The sequence below is a fragment of the Pseudomonas sp. 18175 genome, from assembly GCF_050432925.1.
In the GTDB taxonomy this organism is placed as follows: domain Bacteria; phylum Pseudomonadota; class Gammaproteobacteria; order Pseudomonadales; family Pseudomonadaceae; genus Aquipseudomonas.
Genome location: NZ_JBKFTO010000010.1, coordinates 224,103 through 244,848, shown reverse-complemented (window position 1 = coordinate 244,848; position 20,746 = coordinate 224,103). Strand labels below are relative to the sequence as shown.

The 20,746-nt window shown below is 61.8% G+C and carries 21 protein-coding genes; 11 read left to right on the top strand and 10 right to left on the bottom strand.

Annotation, left to right across the window (positions count from 1 at the left end):
• Positions 1-159: 159 nt before the first annotated feature.
• Together ACLD1Y_RS16160 and ACLD1Y_RS16155 are read right to left on the bottom strand one after the other, a co-directional pair.
• On the bottom strand, positions 160-564 hold the full coding sequence (locus tag ACLD1Y_RS16160) for a response regulator (RefSeq protein ID WP_429478879.1): 405 nt from the start codon (positions 562-564) through the stop codon (positions 160-162).
• A 58-nt stretch (positions 565-622) separates the two neighbouring features.
• Positions 623-814 (bottom strand): Flp family type IVb pilin, encoded by a 192-nt coding sequence (locus tag ACLD1Y_RS16155; protein ID WP_135291529.1) that lies wholly within the window; start codon positions 812-814, stop codon positions 623-625.
• A 331-nt stretch (positions 815-1,145) separates the two neighbouring features.
• Between ACLD1Y_RS16155 and cpaB the strand changes: the two genes are divergently transcribed.
• The 8 genes from cpaB to ACLD1Y_RS16115 are packed head-to-tail and all read left to right on the top strand — an operon-like array spanning position 1,146 to position 8,582.
• Entirely contained in the window at positions 1,146-2,087 is a 942-nt protein-coding gene (cpaB, locus tag ACLD1Y_RS16150) for a Flp pilus assembly protein CpaB (protein WP_429478878.1), read from the top strand.
• Positions 2,088-2,106: 19 nt separating this feature from the next.
• The gene (locus tag ACLD1Y_RS16145) at positions 2,107-3,336 is read left to right on the top strand and encodes a type II and III secretion system protein family protein (RefSeq protein WP_429478877.1); all 1,230 of its coding nucleotides are present in this window, start codon (positions 2,107-2,109) and stop codon (positions 3,334-3,336) included.
• Positions 3,333-4,526 (top strand): pilus assembly protein, encoded by a 1,194-nt coding sequence (locus ACLD1Y_RS16140; RefSeq protein WP_429478876.1) that lies wholly within the window; start codon positions 3,333-3,335, stop codon positions 4,524-4,526. The genes ACLD1Y_RS16145 and ACLD1Y_RS16140 overlap by 4 nt, the downstream gene beginning before the upstream one ends.
• On the top strand, positions 4,523-5,794 hold the full coding sequence (locus ACLD1Y_RS16135; protein WP_429478875.1) for a CpaF family protein: 1,272 nt from the start codon (positions 4,523-4,525) through the stop codon (positions 5,792-5,794). The genes ACLD1Y_RS16140 and ACLD1Y_RS16135 overlap by 4 nt, the downstream gene beginning before the upstream one ends.
• A 10-nt stretch (positions 5,795-5,804) precedes the next feature.
• Positions 5,805-6,686 (top strand): type II secretion system F family protein, encoded by an 882-nt coding sequence (locus ACLD1Y_RS16130; protein ID WP_429478874.1) that lies wholly within the window; start codon positions 5,805-5,807, stop codon positions 6,684-6,686.
• A 1-nt stretch (position 6,687) separates the two neighbouring features.
• Positions 6,688-7,575 carry a type II secretion system F family protein gene (locus ACLD1Y_RS16125; RefSeq protein WP_429478872.1) on the top strand — a complete coding sequence of 296 codons (888 nt, stop codon included), beginning with the start codon at positions 6,688-6,690 and terminating at the stop codon, positions 7,573-7,575.
• Between the two features lie 10 nt (positions 7,576-7,585).
• On the top strand, positions 7,586-8,296 hold the full coding sequence (locus ACLD1Y_RS16120) for a tetratricopeptide repeat protein (RefSeq protein ID WP_429478870.1): 711 nt from the start codon (positions 7,586-7,588) through the stop codon (positions 8,294-8,296).
• A gap of 10 nt (positions 8,297-8,306) precedes the next feature.
• The gene (locus ACLD1Y_RS16115; protein ID WP_429478869.1) at positions 8,307-8,582 is read left to right on the top strand and encodes a DUF3613 domain-containing protein; all 276 of its coding nucleotides are present in this window, start codon (positions 8,307-8,309) and stop codon (positions 8,580-8,582) included.
• Here the strand turns inward: ACLD1Y_RS16115 and ACLD1Y_RS16110 are convergent.
• Both ACLD1Y_RS16110 and ACLD1Y_RS16105 read right to left on the bottom strand, forming a co-directional pair.
• A complete protein-coding gene (locus tag ACLD1Y_RS16110) occupies positions 8,579-9,367 on the bottom strand; it encodes a response regulator transcription factor (protein WP_429478868.1) in 789 nt (262 codons plus the stop codon). The two genes, ACLD1Y_RS16115 and ACLD1Y_RS16110, sit on opposite strands and share 4 nt — an antisense overlap.
• A gap of 126 nt (positions 9,368-9,493) precedes the next feature.
• Entirely contained in the window at positions 9,494-9,943 is a 450-nt protein-coding gene (locus ACLD1Y_RS16105; protein WP_429478867.1) for a prepilin peptidase, read from the bottom strand.
• 72 nt (positions 9,944-10,015) lie between these two features.
• Here ACLD1Y_RS16105 and ACLD1Y_RS16100 point away from each other — a divergent pair, with 72 nt between their 5' ends.
• Positions 10,016-10,465, top strand: a complete 450-nt coding sequence (locus tag ACLD1Y_RS16100) for a TadE/TadG family type IV pilus assembly protein (protein WP_429478866.1) — start codon at positions 10,016-10,018, stop codon at positions 10,463-10,465.
• Positions 10,462-13,188 carry an ATP-binding protein gene (locus ACLD1Y_RS16095; protein WP_429478865.1) on the top strand — a complete coding sequence of 909 codons (2,727 nt, stop codon included), beginning with the start codon at positions 10,462-10,464 and terminating at the stop codon, positions 13,186-13,188. The genes ACLD1Y_RS16100 and ACLD1Y_RS16095 overlap by 4 nt, the downstream gene beginning before the upstream one ends.
• On the opposite strand, the gene ACLD1Y_RS16090 is transcribed toward ACLD1Y_RS16095, so the two are convergent.
• The 6 genes from ACLD1Y_RS16090 to pbpC form a co-directional block, all read right to left on the bottom strand.
• Complete coding sequence (locus tag ACLD1Y_RS16090) at positions 13,185-15,140, bottom strand: pilus assembly protein TadG-related protein (RefSeq protein WP_429478864.1); 1,956 nt, start codon at positions 15,138-15,140, stop codon at positions 13,185-13,187. The genes ACLD1Y_RS16095 and ACLD1Y_RS16090 overlap by 4 nt on opposite strands.
• A gap of 128 nt (positions 15,141-15,268) precedes the next feature.
• Positions 15,269-15,826 carry a DUF4136 domain-containing protein gene (locus ACLD1Y_RS16085; RefSeq protein WP_429478863.1) on the bottom strand — a complete coding sequence of 186 codons (558 nt, stop codon included), beginning with the start codon at positions 15,824-15,826 and terminating at the stop codon, positions 15,269-15,271.
• Between the two features lie 45 nt (positions 15,827-15,871).
• On the bottom strand, positions 15,872-16,468 hold the full coding sequence (locus tag ACLD1Y_RS16080) for a DUF4136 domain-containing protein (protein WP_429478862.1): 597 nt from the start codon (positions 16,466-16,468) through the stop codon (positions 15,872-15,874).
• Between the two features lie 24 nt (positions 16,469-16,492).
• The gene (locus ACLD1Y_RS16075; RefSeq protein WP_429478861.1) at positions 16,493-17,242 is read right to left on the bottom strand and encodes a methyltransferase; all 750 of its coding nucleotides are present in this window, start codon (positions 17,240-17,242) and stop codon (positions 16,493-16,495) included.
• The gene (locus ACLD1Y_RS16070) at positions 17,235-17,543 is read right to left on the bottom strand and encodes a MazG-like family protein (RefSeq protein WP_122487391.1); all 309 of its coding nucleotides are present in this window, start codon (positions 17,541-17,543) and stop codon (positions 17,235-17,237) included. Before ACLD1Y_RS16070 ends, ACLD1Y_RS16075 begins: the two co-directional genes overlap by 8 nt.
• Positions 17,544-17,861: 318 nt before the next feature.
• Positions 17,862-20,174 (bottom strand): peptidoglycan glycosyltransferase PbpC, encoded by a 2,313-nt coding sequence (gene pbpC / locus ACLD1Y_RS16065; protein WP_429478885.1) that lies wholly within the window; start codon positions 20,172-20,174, stop codon positions 17,862-17,864.
• A 225-nt stretch (positions 20,175-20,399) separates the two neighbouring features.
• Here pbpC and ACLD1Y_RS16060 point away from each other — a divergent pair, with 225 nt between their 5' ends.
• A complete protein-coding gene (locus ACLD1Y_RS16060) occupies positions 20,400-20,690 on the top strand; it encodes a hypothetical protein (RefSeq protein WP_429478860.1) in 291 nt (96 codons plus the stop codon).
• Positions 20,691-20,746 lie beyond the last annotated feature (56 nt).

Genomic DNA, 20,746 nt, shown 5'->3' with positions numbered 1-20,746 from the left:
AGTTTGAACTCGCTGGAATAGGACTTTCGCATCATCTGCACACCTCGGGTTTGGGCGCCATCATAGCGCCCTATTGATGTGTCCAAATTCATTAGGCCAGTTCAAACCAGCTCCCATAGTTGATTGCATTTCAACAGGATGGGAGCGGCGCGTCCAAGGTCAATAACGGGCTTTGGCAAGGGGGAACAGGCTGTTCAGTGTATCGATCAACCGCACCAAGTAGATCGGCTTGCGAAACAGATCGAGCACCTGCAGGCGCAGCATATCGCTCACATCATCCATCTCGGCATGGCCCGACATCACGATCACCGGCAGGTGCGCGCGCGAGGTGTGTTCGCGCAGGCGCTTGATCAAGGAGATGCCGCTTTCCTCGGGCATGCGCAGGTCGGTGATGATCAGGGCGATATCCGGGTTAAGTGTCAATTCTTGTAACGCATCGGTTACAGATAAAGCGGTAAAACACACAAATCCCTCATTTTCGAGGGACTCGGCGAGCTCAATAAGCGCGTCCTCTTCGTCGTCCACCAATAGAATTTGTTGGCGGGAAGGCGAAGAGGCGCTCATGGCAATACCTGGACGGAGAGAACTTCTGAGGGGGTTTTCCACATTAAATAACAGGCTCTTACGTCGTCATTTTAGTGGCGACACTGTCGAAGATCGATTTGATCTTAGTTCCAAGCCCAGAGCCGGCCCCGACAATGACCAATGCAACCATCGCCACGATAATTGCGTATTCAATACCCGACGCACCGTCTTTGCGCTGGAAGAATATTTGCGTTTGGACATAAAGCTTCAACATCAGATCAAGGAACATAAGACTTCTCCCTAAGAACGCCACTGAAAGCCGGAAGGGCTCTAGTACCAGATAATTGCGGCGTGCCACTAGAGCATTGTCAACAAACCCCAGCCTCACAACTGTAATAACGGATTAATCACAAAGTATTAGTCGTAAAGTTGACGCCACAAACCCGCCATCTAAAGGTTGCCTTTTATAGTTCAGATAAATTTTTCCCGGGGTAATGGCATTTCGTCCTAGCTGAGCTACCTTCAAATAGCCAAATCGTTAGATGTTCATCACAGCCAGGTTGCGAATTAACTCGTTTGGATTAGCGAGCATGTAGTGCAACGGGAAAGGGAGAGCCGTCATGAACAGTCGTCTCAGCATGGTCCTGGCCGGCTTGCTGTTGGTCGGAGCGCTGATTGCCGGGTACTGGGGGCTGGTATTGAGTCGTCAACCGGAGCCTGTCGCCGCTCCCGTCGCACCTGTCGTTTCCGTTGAAAATACCGTCGCCACCGTCGAAGACCAAACCCGCCAACCGGTGGTGGTGCTGGTGCACGACGTTCCGCCTTTTGTCCCGCTGACCGCCGCCGACCTGGCCGTGGAAAAACTGCGCACCGTGCCTGCCGGCAGCCTGAGCCACCTCGACCAGGCCATCGGTCGCATGCCGCTGCGCACCCTTGGCGCCGGCACTTGGCTCACCGAAGAGAGCTTCAGCGGTGGCGGCCCCCTTGCCCGCATGATCCGCCCCGACGAGCGCGCACTGGCCGTCGCTGTAGACGAAGTGATTGGCGCCGGCGGTCAACTAAGCCCCGGCGACTACGTAGATGTATTGCTGTTCCTGCGCCAGGACGCCCTCAACGCAGAACAATCGGCTCAAATCGTCCTCCCTGCCATGCGCCTGCTCAGCGTCGGCGACCAACTGGGCCTGGACAGCAATGGCCAACCCGCCGTCCCACCGCCGGCCACACCCGAAGAACGCGCAGCCGCCGTTCAACGTCGCGCCGGTGCACGCACCGTGGTGCTGGCCGTGCCGGAGCCTTTGTTGAGTCGCCTGATGCTCGCCACGCAAGCAGGCACCTTACGCCTGGCGGTACGCAGTGCCGATGAACAATTGCTCAGTCGCTACTGGGCTGGAGAAACCGATGCGCCGGAAAAACTCGCCAGCGCCAACCGCGACCTCTACCAATTTACTCAACTGGCCCTGACCGGCCCGCCGAAAAGAGTCGCGTCTGCCGGTGGCGCGCCAAGCGTGCGCCGAGGCATTGAAGTGATTCGCGGTGCCCAAGCGGCGCCACAAACCCCGTGATCGAGCAAGGATGCCTTGAATGAGCCATCGCTACGCACCCGTGTTCACGCAATTGGCCTGGGCCCTGATGCTGTCGAGCCTGCCTGTGGGCATGGCCCTGGCCGCGCCGGGCAACTGCAGCGCCTTGGGCCAACTGCCCGCCGTGGTCGAGGTGGGAGAAGGCCTGCAACAAGAGCTGCAATCGCCAGTGCCGATTACTCGCCTGGCCATTGGCGACCCGCGGATCGCCGATGTGCGGGTCAACGGTGACCGTAATTTCCTGCTGACCGGCGTCACCACCGGCGCCACCAGCCTGATGGTATGGACCGCCTGCGCCAACGCCCCGCGCCAGAGCATGATATTCGTCAAGGGCAAGGCCACCTCGGCGCTGACCAGCCTGGCGTTGTCGCCCTCGGAAGATCCATTGCTGCCCAGCCAAGTGCAGACCGACGTGCGCTTCGTTGAAGTCAGCCGGACCAAACTCAAGGAGGCCAGCACGTCGTTGTTCGGCCAGGGCGGCAACTTTCTGTTCGGCAGCCCCGGCAACGCCATCGCACCAGTGGCGCCGACCAACAGCTTTCGCGGCCAGGCGGTCACCAATGGATCGTTCAATATCGGCTTTGGTAGCGGACGCATCTCGGCCATGATCAACGCCCTTGAGCAAAGTGGTTTCGCCTACACGTTGTCTCGGCCCAGCCTCGTGGCCATGAGCGGCCAGAGCGCGACCTTTCTCGCCGGCGGTGAAGTACCGATCCCGGTGCCCAGTTCAGGCAGCGACAGCATCTCCATCGAATACAAGGAGTTCGGCATCCGCCTGACCCTCACGCCGACGGTGATCGACCGCAACCGCATCACTCTCAAGGTCGCGCCGGAGGTCAGCGAGTTGGACTACAGCAACGCGGTGCAGATCGAAGGCATCCAGGTGCCGGCGCTGACCGTGCGCCGCACCGACACCAGTGTGTCCCTGGCAGACGGCGAGAGCTTTGTGATCAGCGGCCTGATCAGCACCAATAACCGCTCCACCATCGGCAAGTTTCCGGGGCTGGGTGACATTCCGGTCCTGGGTGCATTTTTTCGCGACTCCACCATCAGCCGTGAAGAAAAAGAACTGCTGATGATCGTTACGCCGCACCTGGTTCAGCCCCTGGCCGCCAATGCTCCACTGCCCTCCCTGCCCGGCGAAAAACTGCGCAGCTACGACCCGAACTGGTACCGCCTGTTCTTCCTGGAGAACGGTAATTTCGACCGCCGCACGGGACTGTCCCAATGAGCGATAGCCTGAGCCAGACCTTTCTGGCAATCACCCGCAACACCACCGACCTGGAGTGGCTCCAAGGTGCCCTCGCGCCCCTTGGCCAGGTGGTGAGTGCCGGCACCGGCAGCCTTGATGAATTGTTGGCGTTGGTGGACGTGACCTTCGCCAACCTGGTGTTCGTGGGCCTGGACCGTGAAAACGTGGTGGCCCAGAGCGCGCTGATCGAAGGCGCCCTGGAAGCCAAGCCGATGCTCGCCGTGGTCGCCCTGGGCGATGGCATGGACAACCAGCTGGTACTCAATGCCATGCGCGCCGGTGCGCGGGATTTTGTCGCCTACGGTTCGCGCTCCAGCGAAGTGGCCGGCCTGGTACGACGCCTAAGCAAGCGCCTGCCGCCGGTGGCCAGCAATGCGCAGTTGGGCGGCCTGACCGTGCTGTTTGGCACCCAGAGCAACGCCGATGGCGCGATGCTCGCGACCCACCTGGCGCTGGTGGTGCAAAAGAGCGGCCAGCAAACCCTGTTGCTCGACCTCGGCTTGCCGCGCAGTGACAGCCTTGCCCTGCTGGGCCTGGAAAGCACCTTCAATTTCGGCGACGCACTGCGCCACTTGCGCCGCCTGGATGCCACCTTGATCAACAGCGCCTTCACCACCACCGCCGATGGCCTGCGCATCCTGGCGTACGCCACCGGTGACGAACCCCTCAAACTCACCAGCGCCGCCGAACTGTTCATGTTGCTCAGCGCCCTGCGCCAACACTTCCAACACATCGTCGTGAACATCACCGGGCAACCGGACAGCGAAGCATTGCGCACCTTTGTCAGCCACTGCGACAAGCTGCTGTGGTGCGCCGACCAGAGCGTCCTGGACTGCCGTCGCAACTTGGCGGTGCTCAATCGCTGGCGCGACAAAGGCATGAAACTCGAACACGCCAAGCTGGTGGTGGATCGCTATATCAAGTCCTGTGCACCCGACACCGAAGCCCTGGAAAAAAGCTTTGGCCTGGAGTGCGTCGCGGTCCTGCCCCTGAGCGCCGAGTTGCGCCTGAACGTGAAAAACCAGGGCCAGACCCTGTTTGCACTGGCCCCCCGTGAACCGCTGACCCAAGCCGTGCGTACTTTGGGCGAGCGCTTGGCAAAACGCTCCGAAGGCCTGGAAAAACCCTCGATGCGCTGGTTCGAGCGGTTCCTGGGGTCGGGACGATGAACGGCGAAAAGCTGTTTGGCGGCCCGGCCCGTACCGTCAGTGGCAACAGCGACCACGATGGCCTGAAACTGGTGCTGCACCGCTACATCATCGATGCCATCGAGGAGTCGGGCAAAAACCTGCTGGAAGGCACGCGCCAGTCCCTGGCGCAATTTGTCATCGACAAAGTCTCCGAATACATCACCCGCATGCGCCTGGCGATCTCGCGTTATGAAATGGAACGCCTGGCCGAAGAGATCGTCGATGAGCTCACCGGTTTCGGCCCGCTGGAAGTGCTGCTGCGCGACCCTTCGGTGACAGAAATCCTGGTCAACGGCCCGCACCGGGTGTTTATCGAACGCGATGGCCTGCTGCACCAAAGTGACCTGCGGTTTATCGACGATCACCACGTGGAGCGCGTGATGCAACGCATCCTTGCGCCGTTGGGCCGGCGCTTGGATGAGTCGTCGCCCATGGTGGATGCGCGCCTGCCCGATGGCAGCCGGGTCAACGCGATCATCCCGCCCATTGCCCTGGACGGGCCGTGCCTGTCGATCCGAAAATTTCGCAAGGACATGCTCAAGAGCAGCGACCTGGTGGCCATGCAGACCATCGACCAAAGCATTTTCGAGTTTTTCCAGGAGGCGGTGGGCAAGCGCTGCAACATCCTGATCAGCGGCGGTACCGGCACCGGCAAGACCACGTTGCTCAATATCCTCAGCCAGTTGATCAACCCCCATGAACGCCTGGTGACCATCGAAGACGTGGCCGAACTGCAACTGGGCCATCCCCACGTGGTGCGCCTGGAAACCCGCCCGCCCAATGCCGAGGGCCATGGTGAGGTCAAGTCCAGCGACCTGATTCGCAACGCCCTGCGGATGCGCCCCGACCGCATCATCCTCGGGGAAATCCGTGGCGTGGAAGTGCTCGATGTGATGACCGCCATGAACACCGGCCACGATGGTTCTATGAGTACCGTGCATGCCAACAACGCCCAGGATGCGCTGCTGCGCCTGGAAACCCTGGTGGGCCTGACCGGCCGTGTGATCGCGGAGAAAACCCTGCGCCAGATGATCTGCGCCGCGCTGGACGTGATCGTTCAACTGACGCGCATGCCCGACGGCCGCCGCTGCGTGAGTGAAGTGGTGGAAGTGGTGGGCATACGCGACGACGTGTATGTCACCAATACCCTGTTCCGGCTCGACCGGCGCACCGGCTTCGGGTTCCTGCGCGAGGCCATCAACCCTGCCGGCGATAAGCTGCGCCGTGAATCGGCCTTGCAGTCATAGGGAGCGCCGCATGACTGGACCTGTGTTGATGCTTGTCTGCCTGATGTTGATCGGCCTGTCGTTGTGGCTATTTCACAACGGCTTGCGCAAAGCCCAGACCGACCGCGTGCTGGAGCGCCTCGGCGACGGTCAACCCGAGGTTCAGGAAGCCAGCACCAGTTGGGCGGGTCTGGAACGCATGTTTTTGCGCGCGGGCCTGGGTAAACCCACAGAGCGCCTGGGCCTGTGGTTCAGTGGTTGGGCCGTCAGCGTCCTGCTGGGCTACCTGGTCGCCGATGGCGTGGGCCTGCTGGTGATGCTGGTGGGGCCACCCCTGGTTCTACGCCTCTTTATAGCCTGGCGTTACCAGCGGCGGGTACAGCGCATGGTCGAACAACTGCCCCAGTTGCTGGACCACAGCGTGCGCAGTCTCAAGTCCGGCAGAACCTTGGCTGACGCCGTATTGGGCGGTATCGAAAGTGTTGAAGACCCCCTCAAGGAAGCCATGGGCCGCGTGCAACGCAACGTGCGCATGGGGGTCAGCCTGCCGGATTCGGTCAGCGACTTCGCCGAGTTCTACGAACAGGACGAATTTCGCCTGTTTGCCCTGGGCCTGAAGGTGAACCATCGCTACGGCGGCAACGCCAGCGAACTGCTGGAAAACCTGATCAAAATGATCCGCGAGCGGGAACAAGGCGCACGCCAACTCAAGGCCATGACCGGCGAAACACGCATGACCGCCTATGTGCTGGGCGGGCTGCCCATCTTGATCGTGGGTTACTTCATGCTGGTCAACCCCGGCTACCTGATGACCATGTGGAACGATGGCACCGGGCGCTACATGCTGTTCGGGGCACTGGCAATGGACCTGGGCGGCACGTTCATCATGTGGCGCATGCTGAGGAGTGTCTGAGATGGCTCTTCTGGTCAGTGCCCTGTTGTTGCTCGCCGCTGCCGTATTGGTGGGCGGCCAGTTGCTTGAGCATCGCCGTCGCGAGCGGCGGATCGCCGAGCGGTTGCAGGGGCATATGGCCAGCGATCACAAGTTCGGCACGTTCATGCGCCAACTGGGTGGTAGCCGCCTGGCCCAGCGCTCGGTCAGCCTGGACAACGAAACCCAGATCCTGCTTAACCGGGTCGGCTGGCGCAAAGCCAACCAGCGCTCGCTGTTTGCCGCCATTCAGTTGGGTTTGCCCATTGTGCTGCTGGGGGTGACGATCCTGGGGCAACGCATACTGTTTCCCCATGTGGACCCAGCCTGGATCGCCCCGATGATGGCGCTCGGCATCGGCTACCTGCTCCCCAAACGCGTGCTTGCCGCTGCCGCCAAACACCGCCAGCAAAGCATCGCCAAGGAGATTTCAACCTTCATTCCGCTGCTGCGCATCCTGTTTGAGTCGGGCATGGCGGTTGAACAGTCACTGCGCGTGCTGGGCAACGAAGCCCAGCGCTTGCTTCCCCACCTGACCCACGAGCTGCGCCTGATCCTGGTGCGGGTCGACTCCGGGCTGGAACTGGGCGAAGAGCTGGGCAAGACCGCAAGGTTGCTGGAAGTGGATGAGTTCACCGACACCTGCATCATTCTCCAGCAACTGATCCTGCAGGGGGGAGGCGCGATGAAATCCTTACTGGCCCTCAAGCAATTGCTCGACGACCGACGCCTGACCCGCTTGCAGGAATACATCTCGAAGATGTCGGCAAAAATGTCGGTGGTGATGATGGTTTTTCTGTTTCCAGCGTTGCTGATCGTACTGGGCGGTCCGGCCTTTATTGGCATCGCCCGTGCCTTAAGCCATTTTTAAGGAGAGATTGATGAAAGCACTGATTGCCGGCCTGGCCCTGCTGATGCTCGGCGGGTGCGCCACCAACGGCCAATCGCCCTGGGCAGCGTTCGGCACGCCAGGCAGTTGTTCCAAGCCCAGTTCAGACCAGGAGCTGGCGCTAAGCCTGGCCGACGACATGGCCAACGAAGGCAAGCTGCACGCCAGCCTGGCCAACCTGCAAAACCTGCCGGATTCCCTGCCCCAGGTGCGCCAGCGCAAGGCCCGCGCCTATCGGTTACTGGGACGCAGCGAGGCCGAGCCGTTGTACCGCAGCCTGTTGGGCACCTGCATGACTGCCGAAGGCGAACACGGCCTGGGCCAACTGGCAGCGGCCAAGGGCGACAACAGCCAGGCCATTGCCCATATGCAACGTGCGGCGCAGTTGGCGCCCACCGATGAAAAAATCCGCAATGACCTGGGTGTGGTGTACCTCAATCAACGGCGCCTGGAAGAAGCCCGCTTCGAGTTCATGACCGCCATCGAGCTTAAGCAAAGTGACCCGTTGGCCGCCATCAACCTGGTGACCTTGCTGATCTATCAGGACGATTGGAGCCAGGCGGCAAAAGTGGTCAGCCAATTGGGCCTGAGCCCCGCGCAAGTGACCGATGCCCAATCACGTGCGGCGCAACTCAAGAACACGAGAACTGCAACGCGCAAAGTCGCGGCGGTCAGCGATGCCCTGCCACTGACCCTCAAATAAGGAGTTGCCCATGAAAGCCCATTACCTTGTTTGCCTGGCGCTGCTGCCGCTGGCGGCATCGGCCATCGAGCCCGGGCCTTCGTCCCCGCAGCAGGCCGAAACGGAAAACTGGCTGACCCTGCAGATTGATGGGCGTGCAGCGTCAGCAACGCCACAACGCACGACCCCCGCAGAGCGGGAGCAGGCCTTGCAGCGCTGGCTGGACAGCAATAAGTATCCGATTCCGCAGTACTTCGAGCAGGCTGGAGGCGGCTCTAAAGGCGGCAGCAGCAGCCGCAGCAACTAGTGCGCAGTCACCCGCTGGCGCATCGCTGAATTGCTCGGCGACAGCGCCAGCGCCAGTTGGGTGCGGTTGTGCATATGGGTCAGGCGCAGCACTTGGGACACGTACAACTTGACCGTGTTCTCGGTAATCCCCAGCTCACAGGCGATCTGGTAGTTGGTCTGGCCCTTACCGACCAGGCGTGCTACGTCCAGCTGACGGGGCGACAGTTGGTGGAAAATGGTCGGTATTTCCACCGGCCCCGCCTCTTGCGCCGAAAATTCGCCGTCGTCTGCCAACCCGGCACTCGGGCTACGGCGCACCTTGTCGAGGTCCTGATACAGGTCATTGATGGATTCGGAGAGGTATTGCAGCTTCTGGTTCAGGTGCCCCAGTTGCAGCTCTTTTTGCCGCTCTTCAAGTGCCGCTTCCTGGCGCTGCAGGCCTTCGAGCAATTCGTCGAGGTTGATGGGCTTCTGGTAGTAATCCGAGATCCCTGCGCGCAGGGCCTTGATCACATCCTGCTTGTCGGCACGGCCCGTCAACATGATCGCCTCGAACGCCCGCTGCTTGCCCGCCACTTTCTGCATGGCCTGCACCAGTTCGATGCCATCCATGTCCGGCATATGTAGGTCGCACAGCAGCAGGCCGATCTCAGTGTCTTCACTGAAGCGCTGCAACGCATGCCGGCTGGACTCGCAAGGGACGCAGCGATAACCACTGCTTTCGAGAAACTCGCAGAGCTCTTCCACGATCAAGGGTTGATCGTCGACAACGAGCACTTTCACCGCTGACGTAAGCTTGTTCACGCGCTACTCCATGCCTGGCAAGCCAAAAGTTTGACCGATCCTTTTCGACGAAGAATCCTACACACCTGTTCAATAAACGTAGACCTACTTTCCGACTATGTACATAGCGATAGAGGCCTTGTGCGACTAATGGATCCAAAGCCAATAGAGCGCAAACCCTGTCAATACAAACGGTGCGAAAGGCTGCTTTGTTGACGCTTTTTCCAGCGGTGCCCTACGGCGCTTGCTAAGCCATTGACTAATAAGTAACCAGGCCCCTTGTGTCACCGCAGCGCCGATCAGCGACCACAACAAATAGTCGGTGGTGGTGGCCAACGCCAGTGCGGCCAGAAGTTTCACATCCCCCGCACCAAAGCGCCCCAGCACATAGCCCGGCAGGGTCAGCAGCAACGCCAGGGCAAAGGCCCAGCCGCCCTCGCCGGCCGGCGCCCCCAGCCATGTGGTGCCCGTCCACAGCAGGTAGACCAGCGCCAACAACGCGCCCCCCAGGGTCACGGCATTGGCGATTTGCCGTTGACGACTATCCTGCACCGCACAGAGCCCCAGCCAGAGCATCAAAACCACGCCATGGATCACGTAAAAAACATCCCTTTTTGCTGAATGATTCTATGCTGATATCAAGTAGTAGCCGTCAGGGTAGACGCAGTCATGAAAACAGGCCTGCCTAGAAAGCAAAAAGGTGCTGCGGCGATTGAGTTCGCCTTGGTGTTTGGTATCTTTTTCGCCGTGTTCTATGGGTTGATCAGCTATAGCCTGCCGCTGTTGTTGATGCAGTCGTTTAACCAAGCGGCCGCAGAGGCCGTGCGCCAGGCCATGGCGGTGGACCCGATAGCCGCAGGCACCAATTACACGACCCAGGTTACTGATCGCGCCAAAACCACCGTGATCACTCAGTTGAACTGGATCCCGCCCAGCTTCCAGTTTTCCTCCGACTACGTCAGCGCCACCTACGTGGGCACTCCCCTCACCCTGACAGTGACGATCACCTACCCCACCAGCAAACTTTACTCGGTGTTTCCAGCGCTGGTGGTGCCCGGCGTCGGCACCGTACCGAACCTGCCGACTTACCTCACCGCCCGTTCGAGCCTTCAATTTTGACCTCGGGGGATAACCTCTTCGGGCGCCTGTTGGGCCGCACCAGCACCCTGGCTCTCGATACGCCGGTCGCGCACCTTACCGGGCTGCAGCTGCAACTGGATCATCAGGGCCATGTGCTGACGATCAACGGCACCCTGCGTTCGCAGCTGGCCGCACACGCCTTGGGCGACACCCGGTCACTGCTACGGGAACTGCTGTGCGCCAGCAGCGCCCTGAGCATCGAAGGCTCACCTGCTGACTGGCAGCGTCAAACCCTGGACCTGGATTTTCAGGGCGCTGCTGGGATGACCCTGCACACCCGCGGCGGGATCGAGCCCGACGGTGACGGCTGGAGCCTGCGCCTGTTTGACGTCGGCGACTTGCTCGCGGGCCGGCAACTGGCCGAGCAACGCGATCACAATCACGTGATGGCCTGCCAGATGAGCGAACAGTTACGGGTCTGCAGCCTGGCCCGCCTGCCCGAGGTGTTCAGCGAACACCTGCGCAGCCTGGCCCAGCGCTGGCGCATTCCCTGCGTGGCCATGGCCTTGCTGGATGAAGAAGACCAGGGCTGGCGGATCTACAGCCAATACGCCGCCCATGACGCGCCAACCTTGTGGCAAACCGGCCAGCACTTGGGGATCAGCCTGGACAGCGCCAACGGCAACGCACCGCTGAGCCTGGCCCAGGGGCGCAGTGACAACCCGCGCCTGCACAGCATCTTCGGCAATACCGATGGCTTCCTGGTGCCGTACCGTGACAGCCAGGGCGTCGCCGCGTGGTTACTCTGCGGCCTCTACAACGGCCAGCCGCACACCAGTGACCGCGACTGGCTGAACCTCACCGCCGCCCTTGCCGCGCCGCTGCTCAGCCGCCTGCGGGAACAGCGCCATCACCAGCAACTGGAACGGGTCGAGGCCTTGCAAGGTTTGCTCGGCACCGGCTGGTGGGAGTTGCTGCCGGCTACCCAGCAGATCCAGTTGGCCCCGCAGTTATTGCGCAGCCTGGGCCAGGAAGACGGACCCACCCGCCAGGACCTGGGTGCCTGGCTGGAACTGATCCACCCCGCCGACCGCCAGGAACTCAACAGCCGCCTGCAAGACCTGCAAGCCCTGGGCAAGCCGCTGCTGGCCAGCGTGCGCCTGCAAGGCAGCGATGCCGACCACACGCCCATCTGGTACCGCGTGCAGGGCCAAGTACTGGGCGCGGGTGACAACCGCCGCTGGGTCGGCTTCATGCTCGACATCAGCGACATCAAGAACCAGCAACTGCAAGCCGCTGCCGCCCATGCGCGCCTGGACAACCTGATCGCCAGCTCTCCGGCGGTGATCTATGTGCAACGCTACGTCAACGGCGCCCTGCATCCGGCGTTTTTCAGCGAAAGCCTGCTGCCGCTCCTGGGCTGGACCCTGGCCGACTGCGACCACACCAGCCTGGTCTCATTGATCCACCCCGACGACCGCGACCTCTACTTTGAGCGCACCCGCCAACTGCTGCGCGAAGGCACCGTGCGCAGCCGCTACCGCCTGCGCGACAAAGAGGGCCATTACCATTGGCTGCTGGACGAGGCCAAGCTGTTACGCGACGACCTGGGCCTGCCCGTGGAAGCGGTGGGCCTGTGGCTGGATGTCACCGAAGCCACCCTGGCGGCCGAGCACGTCAGGCAGAGTGAAGAACGCTACCGCATTCTGGTGGAGGACTCGCCGGCGATGATCTGCCGTTACCAACCGGACCTGACCCTGACCTTTGGCAACACCCCGCTGGCCAATTACCTGGAATGCCTGCCCAGCCAACTCCCCGGCCTGAACCTCGGCCATTGGCTGTCGGACGAACAGCGCCAGGCCTTTGTACAACGCATCAGCCAGTTGACGGCGGAATTCCCCGTGAGTACCGCCGAAATCAGCCTGCAACTGCCCGGGCGCGAGAACGCCTGGTGGGTGTGGTCGGATCGCGGGGTATTCGATGAGCACGGCGCGCTGGTGGAAGTGCAGGCCGTGGGCCGCGACAACACCGAAGTGCGCCGTTCCCAGCAACAACTGACCCAAAGCGCCAAGATGGCCACCCTGGGCGAAATGGCCACCGGCCTGGCCCACGAAATCAATCAGCCACTGAACGTGATGCACATGGCCGTCGTCAATGTGCTCAAGCGCCTGAGTAGCGGTGATGTGCAGCTCGACTACCTCACCGAAAAACTCCAACGCATCGACGCCCAGGTACAACGCGCCGCCCGAGTGGTGGACCATATGCGCGTATTCGGGCGCCGCTCGGAGATCGAACAACAACCCTTCGACCCGGCGCAGGCGCTGGAAGGTACGTTGTCATTGCTCGGCGAAGGGCTACGGGCCAAGGGCGTGGAGATGCGCATCACCCCGGCGGGCTTCGTAGTGCAGGTCAAAGGCTACGTCGATCAACTGGAACAGGTATTGATCAACCTGATGGTCAACGCCCGGGATGCCTTGCTGGGCAAACGCGACAAAGACCCGCAGTTCCGTCCTTGGATCGCCGTGCACTGCGAACACGACAGCCGTCATGTGCGCATCTGGGTCGAAGACAACGGTGGCGGCATCGACCCCCGATTGTTGGAGCGGATCTTCGAGCCGTTCTTCACCACCAAGCCCATTGGTGTGGGCACGGGGCTGGGGTTATCGGTCAGCTATGGCATCGTGGAAAACATGGGCGGGCGCTTGAGCGTCGCCAATGGCGAGGAAGGCGCAAAGTTCTGTATTGAGTTGCCAGTGCTTTAGATCACCAGATACGCCCGGCCCATATGGCAACTGAGGTTGGCGCCCACATCAGCATTACCCAGGCTGATGCCCAGTGCCTTCAAGAGGGTGTTAATGATGGGGTCCAGGATCGGCGAGAGCAGCCCTTGGATGGCCCCCACCAGGATGTTGGTGATCGAGGTCAAAAGGCCCGCGACACCCGCCAGCGAGCCACTGGAAACCGACCCGCTGGGCGGCGCATAGGTCACTTGAAGGCCGGTGAGTGTACCGCTCAGGCTGGCAATGATATCGGCGCTGCCCGGCAGCGTCTGGTAAGTCGGCGCCAGGTTCATTTCGTTGGGCAGGTAGTTGGGAGCCGCATAGAGCAAGGTGCCCGTCTGCGCACCGATGTTGGATTGGGCTTTCAACAACAGCCCACCGCCCACGTTGGGCGTGCGCGCACCGCAAAGGATGATGAGTGTGCAATGCCGGGAGCCGATATCGATCAACCGGATGGGCTGCACCGCAACCGCCGCCGACGACGAGAACGCCGACGTCCCATCGATACTACCGACCGTCAGCGTCGCCACGGTGGTGGTGGCCTGCACGGTCAGCGACTTGGTGGCGGTACTCACGCAACTGAAATCGGTGACATGGCTTTCTGCCCCCCCGGCTTCGATCAGGATATCGAGCTTGGTCGCGATCTGGATATCCGTGGAATCACACACCACCGCGCACAGCACCGAACTCACCACACCGGCGAGGTTAAGGTGCAGCAGGTTATTGACCACACCAGCGACAGGCGTCCCCAGGCTGGTGACTGCTGAAGCCAGCGCAGACACGGTGTTGAGCACGGGTATATCGACCGATATCAAGGTTCTGACTTGGGCTGTGCGCACAAATATCTGGTCAGTCGCCGGGGTGTTCTTCAACCCGGCCTTTGCCTTCGCCGGGTTACCAATGGCCGACAACTGGGGCGCCTCGATCACTTTGGTCTGGATCGCCACGCTGCCCAGCAACGGCAGGTTCACCTGCACCGCGGCACTCACGGCGCTCTTGTTACTCGACAGTTGCGCCACCCCTTGCAGCAAGCCAAACAACTGCACGTTGGTGTTCAACGCAGCGGCAGGCGTACCCGTGGCCAAATTCAGCAGGTCGCCGACTTTCAGCAATTGGGTATTGGGCGCGATTGCACTCAATGAAATCGTGTCAGTGATGACACTGACTGCCGCGCCGCTTTTTTGCAGCACCTTCACCGAGGCATCAATCAACTCACGGGCGGATACGGCGGTGTTCAACAGCGCATCGTAATCCCCCGCCTTCACGTTCAGCTGCACCGCCAATTGGTCCAGATAACTGAGCAGGTTCACGTTGGTGTTCAGCAACCCAGTCCACCCGGCCGCCGTGAGCGACAGGCTGCCGCCGAGCAAACCGCCAAGTGTGGCGTTGAGCAACGCAGATTTTGAGGAGTCGAGAGTGGCCAGGTTGCTGCGAATCGTCAGTTGCGCTACCGGCGGCGCGTTGGCGGCCACCGCCGTGGCGGTCAGGGTGGTTTGCGAGGAAACCGGCGTGCCGCCGAACATGTTCCAGATACCACTAGCGATGCTGGACATCACGCTGCGGGTGGCGACCACACGCACTGCATCGTTTTTGCTCGCGTCGGCGGTAAACACGCGGATATTACTGGCATTGGTTGCCAGGGTGCCGCAGGTCACGACCAAGCCACGGCTGGTATCGCCGGCAACCACGGTGAAGCCGTTGCGCGTGGCATTTTCCTTGGCGTAGTCGTTGGCGGTGGTGGTCGGGGTGCACAGGCCTCCACGGCCGGCGGCTTCCAGCGCAGCGGTGTCGGCGATGGATTGCAACTTGCGCTTTTCCAGGTACAAGCGGCCGCTGTCCACCGCCAGCAGCATAAATACCAGGGCCACCGCCAGGGTACCTGCCGCCATCAAGCCAATCGCACCGCGTTGCCTGGAACGAAGTCGGGGAGACATCGAGCACTCCTTAGCGCTTACTCTCCGTAGGTGAGTTGGAGTGTAGACAAGGCTGGGCGGGTATGTGGTGGGCATACAACAAATGTGGGAGGGGGCTTGCTCCCTCCCACATTTTCCCTGCAGTGTCTTTAGCGAGGGGGGTAGCTGGAGAGAATGCGCGTGATTGTGGTACGAATGGCATTACTGCGATCCTGCGGGTTCGGCGTGCTGCTCATCATCTGCTCGTCACTGCCGCGCCACACCAGTTTGCCGTCCTTGCCGTCGAGCAGGTCGATCTGGATCGTTGCTACTTTGTAGGTGATGTTGCGCGTCTCGTTGTACATCGGCGCGCCCCAGTAGCCGTTCCACGGGCCGCCCCAGGCGCCGCCGTAGTTGGTGGTGACTTGCTGCTGGCGGTCTTCGACGATCAGGTAGGCCTGTACGTTCAGGTCAGCCTTGGTGCCCGCCGCAGCCGGGCGCAGGCCGCGCTGGTCGAGTTGTTCGCCCACGGCCTGGCGGATGCGTTGTTCTGTGAGGTCGCTCTTGATGCGCGGGTCATCCGGGCGGTATTGCAGCGCCGGGTCTTTCCAGGCCCAGTTGCGGTACGCGCCGAAGTCCCGGCTGGCGTCAAAATCGTGGTTGACCTGGCTGGTCTGGCAGCCACCCAGCAGCACGACAAAAGCGAGCGTAGCAATACGACCAAACATGGGTTTTCTCCAAAAAGCGAACGGCGCTTGAGATGAGAATAGCGGTTAACTGGGCGGGTAAGCCGTCATGGCCTTTTGCACGGCCTGGCGCAAGGCATCGGCGCGTTCGCTGAGGCTGCCATTGCTGGCGGTTTCGGCACTGGTGCTCCACACCGGCTGGCCGCTGCGCGCATCAAACAGGTCGACCCGCACCACGGCCACCGTCACTTCATAGGTGCGCACCACCGGCACCGAGTTGTACATGCCGTAGCCATTGCCATAACGGTTGTAGCCGCCGTAACCGTAGTCATCCTGAACTTGCTTGAGGCGCTTCTCCAGGCGCACATCGGCGCTCACCAGCAGGTCGGGTGGGCGGTTGTCATGCAAGGGGCGCAAGCCGCGCTGGTCGAGGGCGCCGCTGACCGCTTCGGCAATCTGCGCCGAATCGGCCCAGGCCGAGCCCGCCGGCAGTTGGCCGTTGCGCCAGGCCCAATTTCGATAGGCGCCATAGTCGCGCACCGGCGCAGGGTACGCGCTGGCATCAAACGTATTCGCCGCCTGGGCGGGCGCCGGCGGGATCGGCGCCGAAGCCGCCACATAAGGGTTTGGGCTGGAACAAGCCGCCAGCCCGAGGGACAACAGGATCAAACAGAGACGACGCATTTCGACCTCCGCAGACTGGGCCGCTTAAACCGGACGGCAGATCCAGTGCAAATAACGCCCAAGTCCGGCAAAGCTTGGGTGACGACGGTGAGCGAGTTCCATCTCCAACAAGTCCTGTAGATCAGCGCGGGCCTGGAACTCCACCGGCATATAGTCGTGGAATACCCGCACGCCACTTTGGCTTTCGACCTGCCAAAGGCCTTCGAGTTGCGCCGCCAGTTCCCGAGGGTCCAGCGGTTGTTGCGGGGTGAGGCTTTGCTTCTCGCCGGCCATGTCGTTCTTGCGCATCTTGCGAAAGTGGCCCTTGAGCAAATTACGGTAAATCAACGCATCCCGGTTGTAGAACGCCAACGACAACCAGCCGCCGGGCAGCGTAAGTTGATGCAACACCGGCAGGATCGCATGGGGCTCAGCCAGCCATTCCAGCACGGCATGGCACAGCACCAGGTCGTAGGGCTCGGTGAGTTGGCCGAGCAGGTCTTGCCAGGGCGCGTGGATAAAGGTCGCTGTTTGCCCGGCGTCGGCGAAGCGTTGGCGCGCGCCTTCGAGCATCGGCTCGGCAGGTTCAGCCAGGGTCACTTGGTGGCCCTGCTGCGCCAACCACAGCGACATATGCCCCAGGCCCGCGCCGATATCCAACACCCGCAATGGGCGTTTGGGTAGGGCTTCGGTCAGGTCGGCCTGAAGCACCGCCAGGCGAATCGCACCCTTGGCACCGCCGTAGATCTTCTCGGCAAAGCGCGTGGCCAGTTGGTCGAAATGACGGTCACTCATGGGCAAACCGCCGTTCGCTGTCGGCCAACTTGGCGCGCACCACCTCGTTCATGTCCAGACCCAACTCACTGCACAGCAACAGCAGGTACAAGACGATATCGCCGACTTCCTGCCCGGCATGGGCGAGCTTGTCGGCGGGCAACTGGCGGGATTGGTCTTCGGTCAGCCATTGGAAAATCTCCACCAGCTCAGACATTTCCACACTGGCGGCCATGGCCAGGTTTTTCGGGCTGTGGAACTGCTTCCAGTCGTTGTTATCGCGGATACGGTGCAGGCGTTCGGTGAGGTGTTCGAGGTTCATGCGCGGGGCTCCTGAAGGTGAGTAGCTTCGGGGGGATTGGGCTTGAAGGNCCATGGCCAGGTTTTTCGGGCTGTGGAACTGCTTCCAGTCGTTGTTATCGCGGATACGGTGCAGGCGTTCGGTGAGGTGTTCGAGGTTCATGCGCGGGGCTCCTGAAGGTGAGTAGCTTCGGGGGGATTGGGCTTGAAGGCAAGCGTCCGTAATGCGGACGCGTAGGAGCGAGCTTGCTCGCGAAAAAACGTCAACGATAACGCAGCGCTTCAGGTTGTCCGCGCTGCCTGTTGGTTTTTCGCGAGCAAGCTCGCTCCTACAGTGGGATTAGTCAACCACACTGAACTCCAGCCTGGCCGTCTGCCCAGCTTCATCCAACACACTCAACTGATAGCGCCCCAACCGCTCGAAACTGGCATTGATAAAGTCCTGGTTGGCGCTATCCCCCAACGGCGCCCCATTGAGAAACCACCAACGCCGCCCGCTGCCGCCCAACGCTGAGAGTTTCAGGTGCAACGCCTGCTGGCTCGTGACAGGCAGGCGCAGTTGATCACCCTCGCGCACGCCCACAATCGACAACGGCGAAGACGCCGCCAGCGCCGGTGGCGGGCAATCCGGGTCTGCCGCCGGGATACGCGCTTCACGCCGCTCAATCCGAGGCAGCCAAGGCTCCAACGGCGCTGGCCATAAGGCAATATTCCGCAGCTCTGCACCCGGGCAATGGGCATCCACCCGCAACCCCTTGGCGTTAACCCACACGTTTTCCATCAACCCCACGCTCAACGGCTGGTCCAACGCCTGCAAGGTTGGCGGCGTGGTGTTGTCCAGCGTCCAGGCGAAGCGCTGGCGACGGCAATTGGGATCGGTGCGGCTCACGGGCTGGCCCAACGGCCAACAGATCGCCGCCACGCCCACATTCGCTGGAACCGGTTTGACGGGAGCGCTGATACCGCGCTGGCTGTCGCGGTTGGTCAACACATCGTGCACCTGCAGCATCAGCGGCGCCGCCGAGGCCAGGCCGAACTGCCCCGGCACCGGCGTGCCATCCGGCCGGCCGATCCACACGCCAATCAAGTAACGCGGCCCCACGCCAATCGCCCAGGCATCACGAAAGCCATAGCTGGTGCCGGTTTTCCAGGCCAGTACCGGGCGCTGTACCAACTCGGCACGCGGGTCGCGGTCGGGCCGCGCCTGGCCGCTGAGGATACGTCGCACAATCCAGGCGGCGCCGGGGGACAACATCGGGCGTTCGCGCAGCAGGTCATCCGGCTGCAAACGAATCGTCGCGCTCTTGCCGTCGCGGGCGAAGGCGCTGTAGCCGCTCACCAGGTCTTCCAGGCGGCTGCCCGCGCCCCCCAGGATCAGCGCCAGGTTGGGTTCGGCCATGGGAGGCAATGCCAGCGGCACCCCGCCGATGCGCATCTGCGCGGCAAAGCGCTTGGGGCCGTAGGCTTCCAGCAACTGCACCGCCGGCAGGTTCAGCGAACTGGACAACGCCGTGCTCGCCGGCACTGCGCCGGTAAAGCCCATGGAGAAATTGCCCGGCCGGTAGTCGCCATAGCGCCGAGGCACGTCCTGCAACAGGGACTCAGAATGGATCAGCCCCTCGTCCAGGGCCATGCCGTAGAGGAACGGCTTCAAGGTAGAGCCCGGCGAGCGCAGTGCGCTGATCATGTCCACATGACCGAAGCGCTTGGTGTCGTTGATATCCACCGAGCCGAGGTAGGCGCGCACTGCCATGGTTTCCTCTTCTACCACCAGAATCGCGGCCGAGGTGTGCTCCGGCAGGCGTGCGCGCCAGCCCAGCAGCAAGTCTTCGAGGCGGCGTTGCAGGGTGGCATCCAGGGTGGTGCGGATCAGCGGCGGACTATCTGGACGGTTCAGGCGGCGCGCCAGCAACGGCGCCAGGCTCGGCTCCAGCCGGGGGGCGAGCAGCAGCGGCTCTTCCAGGGCTTCATCCACGGCGCTTTGCGGCCACACCTGGAACTCGGCGAGGCGGCGCAGCACTTTATCGCGGGCCTCCTGGGCGCGTTGCGGGTGACGGTCCGGGCGCAGACGGCTGGGCGCCTGGGGCAATACAGCGAGCAACGCGGCTTCGGCGTGGGTCAGTTGGGCCGGGGACTTGCCCAGGTACGCCCAACTCGCAGCCGCTACACCCTGCAAGGTGCCACCGAACGGCGCACGGTTCAGGTAAAGGTTGAGGATCTCTTCCTTGGACAGGTGCCACTCCAACTGCGCGGTACGCCAGAGCTGGCGCAACTTGCCGTGGAAGGTGCGTGAATGTGGGTCGAGCAAACGCGCGACCTGCATCGACAAGGTGCTGCCGCCGGACACCACCCGTGCGCCGGTCAGGTTCTGCCAACTCGCCCGCACCAGCGCCAGCGGGTTTACGCCGGGGTGCTGATAGAACCAGCGGTCTTCGTAGGTGAGCAGCGCGTCGAGGTAATACGGCGAGACTTCATGGGTTTGTACCGGGTAGCGCCACACGCCGTTGGCATCGGCGAAACGCCACAAGGGGGTGCCATCCTCGGCGAGGACTACGCGGGCGAGGTCGTCCTGGGGCAAGGGCAAAGGCCAGATGCGGTCGGCGAGCCACATTAGCGCCAAAACTAACACCATGAGCCCCAAGGCCCAGCGCAGTAAATGTGGGAGGGGGCTTGCTCCCGATGGCGGTGGGTCAGGCAACAGAGATGTCACTGACCCACCGCATTCGCGAGCAAGCCCGCTCCCACATTAGACCAAGTACATCCGTCACTCTTGATTAATCGCAAACTCAAACGGGCAAACCTCTATGCTTGTAGGGAACTCGCCGCCAGCAATCACAACCAAAGACACACATACGCCCACCTTAAACAGGACTCACCTATGCAAGTAGATTTTTTCGGATGGCTGGGCCATGCACTCGGCTCCATCATCCATTACATCGTTGAATTCTTCAGCGGCCTGTTCAACCTGCTGTCCAACGCCGGTGGTGATTTTGTCGAGGGCATGTCCCGTGCACTGGGCATGGACACCTCGATCATCAGCATCGTCACCCTGATCGTGGGGCTGTTGTTCCTGTATTCGGCGGTGCGGGCGTTTATGCGGGCGTCGATCATCATCGGGGTGATCTGGTTGATGCTGGGGTTGTGGCTGCTGAGTTGGGTCGTGCACTGATCCCAAAAACACCTCAGATTCCCTGTGGGAGCGGGCTTGCTCGCGAAGGCGGTGTG

Excerpts from the sequence above, each read along its gene's own strand:
- ACLD1Y_RS16160 (WP_429478879.1), bottom strand. The coding sequence starts at position 564 with ATGAGCGCCTCTTCGCCTTCCCGCCAACAAATTCTATTGGTGGACGAC.
- ACLD1Y_RS16155 (WP_135291529.1), bottom strand. The coding sequence starts at position 814 with ATGTTCCTTGATCTGATGTTGAAGCTTTATGTCCAAACGCAAATATTC.
- cpaB (WP_429478878.1), top strand. The coding sequence starts at position 1,146 with ATGAACAGTCGTCTCAGCATGGTCCTGGCCGGCTTGCTGTTGGTCGGA.
- ACLD1Y_RS16145 (WP_429478877.1), top strand. The coding sequence starts at position 2,107 with ATGAGCCATCGCTACGCACCCGTGTTCACGCAATTGGCCTGGGCCCTG.
- ACLD1Y_RS16140 (WP_429478876.1), top strand. The coding sequence starts at position 3,333 with ATGAGCGATAGCCTGAGCCAGACCTTTCTGGCAATCACCCGCAACACC.
- ACLD1Y_RS16135 (WP_429478875.1), top strand. The coding sequence starts at position 4,523 with ATGAACGGCGAAAAGCTGTTTGGCGGCCCGGCCCGTACCGTCAGTGGC.
- ACLD1Y_RS16130 (WP_429478874.1), top strand. The coding sequence starts at position 5,805 with ATGACTGGACCTGTGTTGATGCTTGTCTGCCTGATGTTGATCGGCCTG.
- ACLD1Y_RS16125 (WP_429478872.1), top strand. The coding sequence starts at position 6,688 with ATGGCTCTTCTGGTCAGTGCCCTGTTGTTGCTCGCCGCTGCCGTATTG.
- ACLD1Y_RS16120 (WP_429478870.1), top strand. The coding sequence starts at position 7,586 with ATGAAAGCACTGATTGCCGGCCTGGCCCTGCTGATGCTCGGCGGGTGC.
- ACLD1Y_RS16115 (WP_429478869.1), top strand. The coding sequence starts at position 8,307 with ATGAAAGCCCATTACCTTGTTTGCCTGGCGCTGCTGCCGCTGGCGGCA.
- ACLD1Y_RS16100 (WP_429478866.1), top strand. The coding sequence starts at position 10,016 with ATGAAAACAGGCCTGCCTAGAAAGCAAAAAGGTGCTGCGGCGATTGAG.
- ACLD1Y_RS16090 (WP_429478864.1), bottom strand. The coding sequence starts at position 15,140 with ATGTCTCCCCGACTTCGTTCCAGGCAACGCGGTGCGATTGGCTTGATG.
- ACLD1Y_RS16085 (WP_429478863.1), bottom strand. The coding sequence starts at position 15,826 with ATGTTTGGTCGTATTGCTACGCTCGCTTTTGTCGTGCTGCTGGGTGGC.
- ACLD1Y_RS16080 (WP_429478862.1), bottom strand. The coding sequence starts at position 16,468 with ATGCGTCGTCTCTGTTTGATCCTGTTGTCCCTCGGGCTGGCGGCTTGT.
- ACLD1Y_RS16075 (WP_429478861.1), bottom strand. The coding sequence starts at position 17,242 with ATGAGTGACCGTCATTTCGACCAACTGGCCACGCGCTTTGCCGAGAAG.
- ACLD1Y_RS16070 (WP_122487391.1), bottom strand. The coding sequence starts at position 17,543 with ATGAACCTCGAACACCTCACCGAACGCCTGCACCGTATCCGCGATAAC.
- ACLD1Y_RS16060 (WP_429478860.1), top strand. The coding sequence starts at position 20,400 with ATGCAAGTAGATTTTTTCGGATGGCTGGGCCATGCACTCGGCTCCATC.